Annotated in this window: 11 protein-coding genes and 1 riboswitch; of the genes, 8 read left to right on the top strand and 3 right to left on the bottom strand. The window is 39.3% G+C overall.

What is annotated here, in order from left to right; translation table 11 throughout:
- Positions 1–67 precede the first annotated feature (67 nt).
- Positions 68–1,252 carry an LL-diaminopimelate aminotransferase gene (locus ACQ5H4_RS19335; protein WP_430776623.1) on the top strand — a complete coding sequence of 395 codons (1,185 nt, stop codon included), beginning with the start codon at positions 68–70 and terminating at the stop codon, positions 1,250–1,252.
- A 157-nt stretch (positions 1,253–1,409) separates the two neighbouring features.
- Positions 1,410–1,492, bottom strand: a riboswitch (cyclic di-GMP riboswitch).
- 5 nt (positions 1,493–1,497) lie between these two features.
- Here the strand turns inward: ACQ5H4_RS19335 and sda are convergent.
- Complete coding sequence (gene sda, locus ACQ5H4_RS19330; RefSeq protein ID WP_430776622.1) at positions 1,498–1,812, bottom strand: sporulation histidine kinase inhibitor Sda; 315 nt, start codon at positions 1,810–1,812, stop codon at positions 1,498–1,500.
- Positions 1,813–2,065: 253 nt separating this feature from the next.
- On the opposite strand from sda, the gene ACQ5H4_RS19325 reads away from it, so the two are divergent.
- A complete protein-coding gene (locus ACQ5H4_RS19325) occupies positions 2,066–2,632 on the top strand; it encodes a nitroreductase family protein (RefSeq protein WP_430776621.1) in 567 nt (188 codons plus the stop codon).
- A gap of 185 nt (positions 2,633–2,817) precedes the next feature.
- Here the strand turns inward: ACQ5H4_RS19325 and ACQ5H4_RS19320 are convergent, their stop codons facing one another.
- On the bottom strand, positions 2,818–3,810 hold the full coding sequence (locus tag ACQ5H4_RS19320) for an LLM class flavin-dependent oxidoreductase (RefSeq protein WP_430776620.1): 993 nt from the start codon (positions 3,808–3,810) through the stop codon (positions 2,818–2,820).
- Between the two features lie 195 nt (positions 3,811–4,005).
- On the opposite strand from ACQ5H4_RS19320, the gene ACQ5H4_RS19315 reads away from it, so the two are divergent.
- The 5 genes from ACQ5H4_RS19315 (at position 4,006) to ACQ5H4_RS19295 (ending at position 9,461) form a co-directional block, all read left to right on the top strand.
- On the top strand, positions 4,006–4,974 hold the full coding sequence (locus tag ACQ5H4_RS19315) for an MBL fold metallo-hydrolase (RefSeq protein ID WP_430776619.1): 969 nt from the start codon (positions 4,006–4,008) through the stop codon (positions 4,972–4,974).
- Positions 4,975–5,398: 424 nt separating this feature from the next.
- The gene (locus ACQ5H4_RS19310) at positions 5,399–6,493 is read left to right on the top strand and encodes a mechanosensitive ion channel family protein (protein WP_430776618.1); all 1,095 of its coding nucleotides are present in this window, start codon (positions 5,399–5,401) and stop codon (positions 6,491–6,493) included.
- 131 nt (positions 6,494–6,624) lie between these two features.
- Entirely contained in the window at positions 6,625–7,470 is an 846-nt protein-coding gene (locus tag ACQ5H4_RS19305) for an STAS domain-containing protein (protein WP_430776617.1), read from the top strand.
- Positions 7,471–7,579: 109 nt separating this feature from the next.
- Positions 7,580–9,028, top strand: coding sequence for a SulP family inorganic anion transporter (locus ACQ5H4_RS19300; protein WP_430776616.1), 1,449 nt, complete (start codon positions 7,580–7,582; stop codon positions 9,026–9,028).
- Between the two features lie 13 nt (positions 9,029–9,041).
- A complete protein-coding gene (locus ACQ5H4_RS19295) occupies positions 9,042–9,461 on the top strand; it encodes a universal stress protein (RefSeq protein WP_430776615.1) in 420 nt (139 codons plus the stop codon).
- Positions 9,462–9,491: 30 nt separating this feature from the next.
- Here the strand turns inward: ACQ5H4_RS19295 and ACQ5H4_RS19290 are convergent, their stop codons facing one another.
- A complete protein-coding gene (locus ACQ5H4_RS19290) occupies positions 9,492–10,775 on the bottom strand; it encodes an MFS transporter (protein WP_430776614.1) in 1,284 nt (427 codons plus the stop codon).
- A 272-nt stretch (positions 10,776–11,047) separates the two neighbouring features.
- On the opposite strand from ACQ5H4_RS19290, the gene ACQ5H4_RS19285 reads away from it, so the two are divergent.
- Positions 11,048–12,526 carry a SulP family inorganic anion transporter gene (locus ACQ5H4_RS19285; RefSeq protein WP_430776613.1) on the top strand — a complete coding sequence of 493 codons (1,479 nt, stop codon included), beginning with the start codon at positions 11,048–11,050 and terminating at the stop codon, positions 12,524–12,526.
- The last annotated feature ends 135 nt before the right edge of the window (positions 12,527–12,661 follow it).

The raw sequence follows: 12,661 nt of genomic DNA, 5'->3' as shown, positions 1-12,661 counted from the left end.
TGCTATACTAAAAAACAAAACAATTTAAAATTGTAGTATAGTTTTGATAATAAGGAGACAACTTGAAATGAAATTACAGGCATCAGCTAAGATGGACAAACTAACAACATCCATTTTTTTGGACTTAGCCAATCGAAAAAGTGAACTTATGAATCAGGGATTGGATGTAATAGATTTAAGTGTAGGTAGTCCCGATTTACCTCCATCGTCATTAGTTATGGATACGATTAGTGCATACAGTAAAGATCCTGCAAATTATGGATATACGTTAACAGGGACGGCTGAGTTTAGTGAAGCGGTTTGCTATTTTTATAAAACACGTTATGGAGTGGAACTTAACCCGAAGAATGAGGTTCTACAGCTTATGGGTTCGCAGGATGGACTATCACACTTGGCAACGGCCATGGTGAACCCAGGTGAATATGTACTTGTGCCTGACCCAGGATATCCGATTTACGAGGCGAGTGTCACGATTGCGGGGGGAATCGTATATCCGATGCCATTATTTGAAGAAAATGATTTCCTGCCCATTTTAGAGGACATTCCTGAAGAAGTTTTAGTTAAAACAAAAATGATGATCTTGAGTTATCCAGGAAATCCAGTGACTGCCATTGCAGATAGAACCTTTTTTGAAAAGTTAGTAATTTTTGCAAAGAAGCATAACATTCTAGTGGTACACGATTTCGCTTATTCGGAACTTATTTTTGATGATCATCCTCAATTGAGCTTTATGTCTATTGAAGGGGCTAAGGAAGTCGGTATTGAGTTCAATTCTTTATCAAAAACCTTTAATATGGCGGGCTGCCGAATTGGATATGTGGTCGGAAATCCTCAAGCATTACAAATACTAGCTTCTCTAAAGTCACATATGGATTACGGAGTGTTTTTACCGATTCAAAAAGCAGCAGTAGCCGTGTTAACTTCCGATTTTTTGATGCTTGCTGAACAGAAAAAAATATACGAAGACCGAAGAAATACATTAATTAACGGACTTAATCAGGGCGGTTGGGAAGTAAAAACTACCCCGGCAACGATGTTCATTTGGACAAAGATTCCTCCAGGCTGGACCTCTCGTCAATTTGCTTTTGAATTACTTGAACACGCTGGTGTGGCAGTTGTACCAGGTGACGCATTTGGTGCAGGGGGAGAAGGATACGTGCGAATCGCATTAGTACAGCCTTCCGAAAGATTAGCAGTAGCTGCAGAGCGCATTCAGAAGTTTTTACATACCTATCGACCAGAAACCAATTAATATAAATCCCTTTCATAGTAGGAACTTTACTACTTTGATAGGGATTTTTTTTGTGTCTGAAAAGGGATATGTACGAGTTTTTATCATTAGGAGAAAAAAATTTTAACTTGTTTGTGGGTAATTGTAAGAGTTGTAGTAAACAAAAAAGAGGAAGTGTCCTGGCGGCTCGGCTACCATAGCGATTGCGTTAGGTCCGTGGCTTTGCGTCTCTTATTTTCATAAGGTTTGCCTTTGCAGGAGGGTGGTTATTTGATCTGTTCGGTGGCTAATTCAATGACAGAACGTAAAAGTTCAATGTCCATCCATATTTGCTCTCTTATTGCATCATTTGTACATTTCGTTTGTTCATATTGTAAAAGCTCTAATTCTTTTTTGAAATAAATTACATCAAGTGCATCTTGAAGACTTTGCTTGGAAATAAGATCATGCTGTGAATAGGTCAACCTTCGTATCGCCTCATTTTTTAAAAATTGGATAAAATCTCCTTCTAAGTTAAACTTTATGGCTCGAATAATGGTAGTAGATAATTGTTCATCTTCTAGTCTTTGTAGCGAATTCATACGAAAATCCTTTCTTACATTCTACTTAAATTAGTATATATAGGTTAAGTTCAATAGTCCAAAGGTAACTGCATACACCATAAGATATTTTTCGACAAAATTCGTAATATCTGATTATTTGTGTGCTGACGTATATCAATACCCGCTATGGAAGAGATGTAGTCATAAAAAAGCAAAAAAATTGTAGGGAAATTATGGTTGGAGTAAAATGGGTATTGTGTTATGGGATATTTTCACAAAGGGAGGAATGTATATGGCGGAATTACAATCAAAACAAGTTCGTCAAGCTGAGTATAACATTGATCCAATCTACTTAAATCGGTGGTCCCCTCGTTCGTTTTTAGAAAAGGAAGTATCTGAGGACGTTCTTATGAGTGTATTAGAAGCAGCACATTGGGCTCCGTCTGCAAATAACTCTCAGCCTTGGAGATTTGTGATTGCACGTTCACAAGAGGATCGTGAAAAATTCCATTCTTTTATCAAGGAAGGAAATCGTAAATGGTGTGAAAAGGCTCCTGTTTTTGTGGCGATTTTGTCGGATAAAAATTTCGGATATCATGCATTTGATTCTGGCTCGGCTTGGGGGTATTTAGCACTACAGGCAAGTCAAAAAGGGTTGATCACTCACCCGATGGCTGGATTTTATCAAGATCAAGCTCGAGAAGCACTAAATGTCCCGGATGACTTCGACATTCAAGTGATTGTCGCAATGGGATATCAGGGTGAGAAAGAAGCCCTACCAGCAGAATTACAAGACCGTGAGCATCCATCGGGCAGACGGCCTCTTAAAGAGTTAATATTTGAAGGTGAATATAAGTAGATAAGTAGTTGAGCAAATCACTGTGTGGTTTGCTTTTTTTGCTTTTGGTGGGTAGGTGAACAAAACAATTGGGCGTACTTAGTGCTTGTGGATTCCAGGAGGGGACAAAGTTGGGGTTTAGGACCCGTGATTTCCAGGAATTAAAGAACTAAACATCGGACCTATCCCCACAATACCAACGCCATTCAAAGCAAAGCCTCAGCCAACAATGTATACGTCTCCATTTTATCTTGAAAGTCATATACATTATTAATAATCATAAACTCATCTGTACGATACCGTTCGCTAAATCTGAGAATGTCCTCTTTCACCTTCTGTGGTGTACCTATGATCATGCGTTTGCGGTTTTCTTGGATTTTTACTATGTCAGCACTTGTTAGTGGAATTCTTTTTGCCTCTTCTACAGACATAATCCGAGTATCCAGTCCTTTTTCGATAGCTAAAAGCCACATGTCCTGGCTCAAAGCCAATTCTTCTGCTTTTGCCTGTGAGGTTGCACATACCACGAATACGCAAACATTCGCTTGTGGCTTTGGTAGCAGGGGGGAGGGGTGGAAGTTTTCATAATAATAGTCCAAAGCCCGTTGTCCATTTGCCGGAGTAATAAAATGTCCATACGTAAAGGCTGTCCCATATTCTGCAGCCAACCTTGCACCTCGATGTGTGATACCAAGCATCCAGATGTGGGGGGAACTCGAAGAAACAGGGTAGGCTTTTACCAACTCATAAGGATGGTCGGCAGGTAAGTCATTACTTAGAAAGGCTTGCAAATCTCTCACTTGCCGTGGGAATTCATTTAGACTTTTTCTTGATCCATCTGTTAATGCTATTCTGGTGGTTGCCGCACCTCCTGGAGAGCGGCCAATTCCTAGATCGATTCGGTTGGGAAATAGAGCTTCTAATACTTTAAAGTTTTCGGCAATTTTATATGGACTGTATTGTGGGAGTAAAACACCGCCAGATCCCACTCGGATTTTTTTCGTGCTTGATGCAACATGAGAAATTAGTACTTCCGGAGAAGAGCCTGCGATTCCGTTTGAATTATGATGTTCAGCAACCCAAAAGCGAGTGTATCCTAATTCCTCTGATAATTGCGCGAGTTTCACGGTGTTTTGTAGTGCAGTCGAGGCGGTTGCTCCTTTACTGATAACTGATTGATCAAGAACACTAAGTTTCAAGACATACCCTCCAACTAAAAAATTAATAGACATTTCCACTTTAATTTATGTGTTTCTATGAAGCAAGAAAAGTAACCTATCTATTACTTTAGGTGGTCTCCAGTTATGCTTTTATGATTGTAGTAAAATGAAATTGTATCAGAATTGTTCTATAATGAGATAAAAATCAATGTAACAAAAAAGGAAGATTCTTTAATGAAAAAATACGAAAACCAAATACCAACCTTTATGAATATGAATCTAAAGTCGATGATCAGCATGATGAAGGATTCTGTAACTACTAGAAGCATTCGAAGGCCAAGCATTCCCATCCAGGTAGAAAATTTTGTAGAGGGAACTACTTCTCATTCAAGGGTTACCTGGTTCGGACACTCGGCTTTTCTTCTTGAGCTTGAAGGGAAAAGACTCTTCTTTGATCCGATGCTTGGTAACCGTCCGTCACCGGTTTCATGGGCTGGTACGAAACGCTTTAGCACAAACTTGCCGATTGAACCTGAAGAGCTTTTCCATATTGATGCAATAGTGATCTCCCATGATCATTATGATCATCTGGATTATTCATCTATTCGTAGATTAAAGGATAAAACAGAAAGATTTATTGTACCGTTAGGGGTACGACGATATTTAGTCAATTGGGGTGTTCCTTCAGAAAAAATTACTGAGCATGCTTGGGGCGACGAAGTCCAGCTTGAGGATCTCACCCTAGCTTGTGTGCCTGCTAGACATTTTTCCGGAAGAGGTTTATTTAATCGAAATTCTACCTTGTGGTGTTCATGGGTAATAGCAGGACGTGAAACAAAGGTATACTACAGTGGCGACAGCGGTTATGGTCCACATTTCAAGGAAATCGGTGATACCTACGGACCTTTTGACGTAACTTTAATGGAATGCGGTCAATATGATGAGCGATGGTCCCATATCCATATGCTACCGGAAGAAACGGTACAAGCCCATCTTGATGTTCGCGGTGATTTGTTAATACCTGTTCATTGGGGAGCCTTTACCCTTGCTTTCCATTCGTGGATTGATCCAGTAGAACGAGTAACAAAAGCGGCAGCTCTGCATCAGGTATCCATTTCTACGCCGAAAATCGGGGAAACCGTTTGCATTGGTATGGATGATTGTCCGAAAACTCCTTGGTGGAGGGAAATTTGGAAGAAGTAGACGTAAGTTTGCTTCTTTTTTAGTGCAATCCTTTATTGTAACCGATCTATTTGACCCTCGTGGACGAGGAGAACTTCATCCAAGCATAATATTTCGAGATTTCCATTTCCATAATCAAATACCACATTACACTTTAGACCTTTATAAAGGACTATTTCATAAATCAATTTCCACACACCTTTCAACGTATTATTTTTCAACACAAAATCTATTTTAACAACATCAGTCTGTAAATAAAACCATTTATTACCAACATTTTTAGTCAAGTTACAACAAATTTCAACGATTCTTTGTCGACACTCGTTCGTCTACCTTCTTTTATCCTTTTTTATAAACAAGACTTTTGGTGTATTCAAATCTCTTGATGATGCGAGTAATATATGAGGATGTATGTTGTGAATTACAAAGAGAGAAGGTAAGTAAGATGGATTTTTTTTCATTCCAACTCGACTATGATATGTTAAAAGATTTAGGGATCTCTATAGGAATCTTGCTTTTGTTTATTCTATTTAGAAACCTATTTACGAAGTATGTATTTCAGTTGATATTAAAATTGTCTAGAAAAACACCCACTGATTTTTTTACGCAAATTTGCTTAAGTTTTGAACGCCCGATCGGCTGGTTGTTTATTATTATCGGTTTATATGTATCGATGGATTATTTCCCGTTTATCGAACAGCACAATGCACTATTTTTAAAATTTCTACGATCCATGGTGATTGTAACCATTACGTGGGGATTATTTAATCTTTCTTCACCAACTACTGGAATTATCATGAGTGTGAATCAAAAGATTAATAATAAGATAGATTTAATTTTGATTCCTTTTATCTCAAGGACGATTCGAGTGATCCTTGTTGCCATCAGTATAAGCATTATTGGTCAGGAGTTTGATTATGACGTTAATGGCTTGGTTGCTGGACTAGGACTGGGCGGTCTTGCCTTTGCACTCGCTGCCAAAGAAGCGGTTGGCAACTTGATTGGTGGTATCGTTATAGTAACCGAAAAACCTTTTTCGATTGGAGATTGGATTTTAACTCCTAGCGTTGAGGGAACGGTAGAGGATATTAATTTCCGAAGCACGAAGGTACGAACGTTTAGCCAGGCTTTAGTAACGGTTCCGAATTCAACTCTAGCGAACGAACCAATTACAAACTGGAGTCGTATGGGGAAAAGACGAATTACATTTCACTTAGGATTAAACTATAAATCTACTAAAGATCAAATTCAAAGAGTCGTTCAGCGGGTGGAGCATCTGCTGCGAAATCATGAGGACGTTCATCCGGATACGATTATGGTGGCATTCGATCAGTATAATGATAGTAGCCTTGATATCCTCTTATACTTTTTCACGAACACAACCGTTTGGGGAGAACATGTGAAAATTAAACATGAAATCAACATAGCGATTATGGCGATTTTAGAAGAAGAGGGTGTCGAAGTGGCATTCCCAAGTAGAACGATTTACGTATCACAGGAATCGAGTGATATGCTTCAAACCATGGGTTCTTTTGATTGACCTGTTAAGAGACCTACCGTTTATTTTAGCGGTGGGCTCTTTTTTTTATAGCGCACAATCCACATAGAAGGATTCTATCTGCTGGATGTTGAAATAATTTATATTGCCCTATAGACAAGGAGACTACGAATGTGAAGAAAGAATTACGTTATATTGGGGAAAAGATTGTAAAAAATGAGGATATATTAGCTACCAGAATATCGGAGTTAATCGATTCAGATTATTCATCAAGTCTGAGTAAGGCTGGGGCCCCTGACCAAGAGCTACATGCTTACAGAGCAGAACTCGTCAGATACTTTGGACAGGCATTATACGAGGAAAAGGAAGTCATTCTTGAACATGTGATTGGTTGGGGGAAAAAGTCCGCTATATTTGCGATGAAATATCAGGTGTCACTAAGCAATGCCTTACGCGCAGTGAGCTTTTACCGAACCATTCTATGGGATGTATTTACCGACGAATTGGCGGAAAAACAATTTGCGGCCATTACGATGCTTGATGTGTCTAAAATCATTGATCCTTTAATAGATAGAGTACTGCAAGTGATAAGTGAAGTGTATGAAAAAAGAAACACCGAATTAATGAAAATTGCTTATTCCGCTGTTGAAGAGTTATCCGTTCCCGTTGTGGTAATCACCAAGGGGATTGCGGTGATTCCACTGATCGGGACGATAGACACCAATCGAGCGCAATTAATCATGGAAGCTGTACTCAATGAAGGCTCACGCCTTCAGTTAGATTCACTAATTATGGATGTATCGGGTGTACCTATCATTGATACGATGGTAGCTGACCAGCTTTATAAGATCATTACTGCTCTAAAGCTTAGTGGAATTGAACCTTTAATCACAGGTATTCGTCCAGAACTAGCACAAACAATTGTGAATATTGGCTTGCAATTTAATGAGGTGACAACTAATTCATCATTGGAGAATGCATTGAAACAATTAGGTTTTTCAGTAAAAAGAAGCAGGTAACAGCATTGCGAATTCAATGGTCCTGATTGATTTATCCATCAATCAGGGCCATTTTTCTTTCATGACTTTTCTTCATCCGTTCATACTAAGGAAAAAGGAGGAAAAGAAGATGGGACAGCTTACATATAAGCAATCGTGGTTCGGGAATGTAAAAGGCGACCTATTATCAGGTATCGTTGTTGCCCTAGCATTGATTCCAGAGGCGATTGCTTTTTCAATTATTGCAGGTGTTGACCCGATGGTGGGGTTATATGCTTCTTTTACGATTGCTGTGACGATTTCGTTTCTTGGCGGAAGGCCTGGTATGATCTCTGCCGCAACCGGGGCGATGGCCTTGGTGTTTATTGATTTAGTGGCTAATTACGGTGTGGAGTACATGTTAGCGGCAACGATCCTCACGGGTATCCTTCAAATTCTATTTGGTGTGTTTAAGCTAGCAAGATATATGAAATTTATTCCGAGGTCTGTCATGGTTGGCTTCGTGAACGCGTTGGCTATTCTTATATTTATTTCGCAGCTTCAACATTTTCAAGGTGAAAATTTAATCATCTTTGTATTGGTTGGATTAACTCTTGCGATCATCTACTTATTTCCTTATCTCACAAAGGCCGTTCCTTCTACTCTTGTTGCCATTGTAGCGATTACAGCTTTATCGATTTTTATGAATTACGGAGTGCGTACTGTAGGGGATATGGGAGATATTTCGAAAACCTTGCCGGTTTTTTTCTTGCCAGATGTCCCGCTCAATCTGGAAACAATCATGATTATTATCCCATATTCGCTAGCGCTCGCCGTCGTTGGACTTCTTGAGTCATTGTTAACGGCCACGATTGTCGATGACATGACAGACACAGATAGTGATAAAAACATGGAGAGTAGAGGACAAGGAATCGCTAATATCATTACGGGTTTTTTTGGCGGAATGGCTGGTTGTGCGATGATTGGTCAGTCTGTGATTAATGTGAAATCCGGTGGTCGAGGACGATTATCCGCTCTTGTTGCCGGTGTGTTTTTGATTTTTTTAATTGTCGTTCTTGGAGATATCGTTGTTCAAATTCCGATGGGTGCTTTAGCTGGGGTGATGATTATGGTCTCCATAAGCACGTTTGACTGGAATTCGATTAAAACACTTCACCTGATTCCAAGAAGTGATGCTGTGGTGATGGTCGTTACCGTATTAACCGTAGTCTTAACGCATAATTTAGCGATTGGCGTTTTTACGGGAATTCTCCTTAGTGCAATCTTTTTTGTCTCAAAAATATCAAAAGTAAGAGTAGATAGTAAGCTCGAAGGCAATACAAGAACATATAAAGTCAAAGGTGAATTGTTTTTTGCGTCTGTGACAGAATTGTTAACTCTGTTCGATTACAAGGAAAAAATTAAATATGTTGAGATCAATTTAAGTCGCACACATATATGGGATGATTCGGCTGTCGCTGCCGTTGATAAAATTGTTAACAAATTCGAAGAAAATAACATAATGGTAAATGTAACAGGATTAAATGAAGACAGTAACGAATTAGTAAGTAAATTAGCAAATAAACTTGGATCACATTAATGGGGGTAGAATGATGTATAAAAAAATTCTTTTAGCATCCGACGGTTCGGAACACTCCAAACGAGCAGCAGAAAATGCCATACACATCGCACAATGCTCTAAGGGCTCATTGATGGAAGTGGTGTATGTAGTAGATGCAGATAAAGCTAAATCAGATGTGTTAAACAATTGGAACACAGCGGATATAGGGGATAAACGGAAGGAACGAATGAGAGCTATTGAAAAAATGGCAAAAGAAGCAGGAGTAACTTATAAGTTAACGATCCTTCACGGAGAGCCTGGTCCTACGATCGTAGACTATACGAACAAAAACAATTTTGAAATCGCTATCATTGGTAGCAGAGGATTAAACGGACTACAGGAATTTGTGTTAGGAAGTGTAAGCCACAAGGTAGCAAAACGAGCGAACTGTCCAGTTTTAATCGTGAAATAAAGAGAAAGACCACATTTTTTGTGGTCTTACTTAGCTCAATTTTCGTACTTCTACGATTACCATTCTCTCCGGCTTTTTGGCTAACAAAGCACAACCAAGACCGATTAATGGAAACACCATTAAAAGAAACAAACTTTCCGTATAGCTATGGAAAAGATCAAATCCTAATCCTAGTGGAAGAGGTCCACAAGCAGAACCAATCACCATAACCATGGCGGCAATTCCACTAATGCTACCTAAATACTTCCTACCGAAATAATTCGGCCACACAATATTTAATGTAATACGCTCAATTCCTGAGCCAATCCCCCAAAGAACCCCAAAAAGGACTCCGACTGCTACACTATTCGCCTGTGTTAAAACAAATAGCACGACAATCTCTAAGACAAACACAGTTAACAACAACACACTGGTTTTTACCTTCTCCACAATGAAACCGGAAATGAAGCTAATCGGAAAACCAACAATCGCCATTAAGCTAAGGACAGTGGCAGCTAATTGAGGAGATAACTGACTTTGCCCGAAAATTGATAGAAGATGAAAGGTCATTGCTGTATTTACTAGAGCTGGAATTCCAACACAAGTTAACACTGCCCAAAAGGTTCTCGTTCGCATAGCTTCTTTCAAAGTCCAGTCGTCTTCTATAATAATGGGTGCTTCTTGTTTTGTGCTTTCGCCATTTAGGCCAGTAACGCCATCTGGCACAAGTCCAACATCCTCGGGACGGTTTCGCACCCCAAAGAACGCAACAGGAACAAACAGCACTAAGAGAAGAACACCCCATACTTGCCAGGCAGTTTGCCAGCTCCACGTATCAATAATCCACGCATTCGCCAAAGGAAAAAAAGCCGCACTTGCTACACCGCCAATGGCCATAAAACTTAAGGCACGACCGCGTTTTTTTATAAACCACTGTGGGACAAGCGTATTAGGGATTAACGTCATACTTCCTTGACCAAACAGTCGAATGAGGAAAAAGCCAATTCCCATCATCCACGTGTTCGTTACAAAGCTGTTAAAGAAACAGGCAAAAGCAAGAATGCTCCCAACAATGACCATCATCATTCGCTGTCCAAGCTTATCGACGAGTCTACCCATGAACATCATTAATAAACCCGCACATAAGGTTGCGACACTGTATAAACTCGATATCTCCGTGCGCGACCAGCCAAAGCTTTTTATGTATTCATCAATGAATACGGAGTTTGAATAGGTTTGCCCAGGCCCAGAAAAGAAACCACCTAAGGCAGCAATAAAAACAATTACCCATCCATAATAATAGGATGTTTTTTCATGATGTATGGTTTTATTCAAACAAACACTTCCTTCGTAAACAGAAATAAATGCTCTTATTAAACTATATACGATTTCTAAGAATTTTTCTCCTAATCTTTTTTGTGAAAAAATTATAGGTTTATAGTGTTTATCTGAACAATAGAGAGTATATGAAAGGAAATAATAGTTGAGTGCGCTTTCATTCGATTTCACAATTTATCCACATTCTTATATACTTGTTTCTGTTAAAAACGGCCCCGACTTTCATGAGAGTTGAAAGTCACTACAAATAAAAAAAGAAGAGGTGCTTCATGAATTTAAACACAATTAAATATGAATGGTTTGGGAACATCAAAGGAGATGTGTTGGCAGGATTAGTCGTTGCCATGGCTCTGATCCCAGAGGCGATTGCGTTCTCAATTATTGCAGGAGTTGATCCGATGATTGGGTTGTATGCGTCCTTCTGTATTGCGGTTGTGATTGCGTTTGTTGGGGGAAGACCTGGGATGATTTCTGCTGCAACTGGTGCTACGGCGTTACTAATGGTTACATTAGTTTCTGAACACGGTTTACAATACCTGTTAGCTGCGACGATTTTGACAGGTATTATACAAATTGTCATGGGTGTACTTAAACTAGGGAAACTGATGAAATTTGTTCCTCGATCCGTAATGGTAGGTTTTGTTAATGCGTTAGCAATCCTGATTTTCACGAGCCAATTAACTCACTTTGTTGGTGAATCTTGGGCGATGTATGCGATGGTGGCGGGTGCATTAGCGATCATTTATATTCTTCCACGCTTTACAAAAGCTGTTCCATCTCCATTAGTGGCTATCGTTGTCATTTCTGCTATTGCTATTTTTACAGGTAGTGGTGTGCGTACGATCGGAGATATGGGGGAATTAACACAAGCCTTACCTATGTTTTTATTGCCTGATATTCCATTAACGTTCGAGACGTTAAAAATCATTTTCCCATACTCACTTTCGATTGCGATTGTTGGTTTAGTGGAATCTTTGCTAACCGCAACGATCGTTGATGATATGACGGATACGAAAAGTGATAAAAACAAAGAGGCACGTGGTCAAGGGATTGCCAACATTGTATCTGGACTGTTTGGTGGAATGGCTGGATGTGCGATGATTGGTCAATCGGTCATCAATGTGAAATCTGGTGGGCGCGGACGACTCTCTGCTTTTGTAGCTGGCGTGTTCTTAATGATTTTGATCCTAGTATTAAATGACTTCCTTGTTCAAATTCCAATGGCAGCACTTGTAGGTGTAATGATTATGGTGTCTATCGGTACATTTGATTGGGGTTCAGTAAAATCTCTACACAAAACTCCGATTACCGATACGATTGTGATGATTGCTACCGTTCTTACAGTACTAATGACACATGACTTGTCAAAGGGAGTGTTAGTAGGAATTATTTTAAGTGCGATTTTCTTTGCATCTAAAATTTCAAAGGTGAAAGTAACGACACTTGCCTCAGAGCATTCTCATAAAAAGTACTACCGTGTATATGGTCAATTGTTTTTTGCTTCAGTGACAGACTTTGTAGAATACTTCAATTACAATGAAGATGTTAAAGAAGTAAATATTGACTTAACGGAAGCTCATCTATGGGATGATTCTGCAGTTGGTGCGATTGATAAAATCGTCATTAAGTACCATCAAAACGGGATTAAAGTCAATCTCGTAGGACTAAATAAAGAAAGCAATAAATTAATAGATAGATTAGCCGTTCATAACAAACCAGGTGGCCTAGAGAAAGTTGTAGGACATTAAAGAGAAACCGCAAAGCGATGAAGCTTTGCGGTTTTTTTATTATGGAAACGAAAACCCCGGGCTAGGCCCGGGGTTCCAAAAAGCTTTCAGCGTGGTATTAAAAAAACTTCCCCGTGGTGCTAAAATATTTTTGGT

Origin of the sequence: Bacillus coreaensis, from assembly GCF_050586445.1 — a bacterium.
Taxonomy (GTDB): domain Bacteria; phylum Bacillota; class Bacilli; order Bacillales; family Cytobacillaceae; genus Robertmurraya_A; species Robertmurraya_A coreaensis.
The sequence above is the reverse complement of the archived record's forward strand: the minus strand, read 5'-3'. Positions and strand labels throughout refer to the sequence as shown.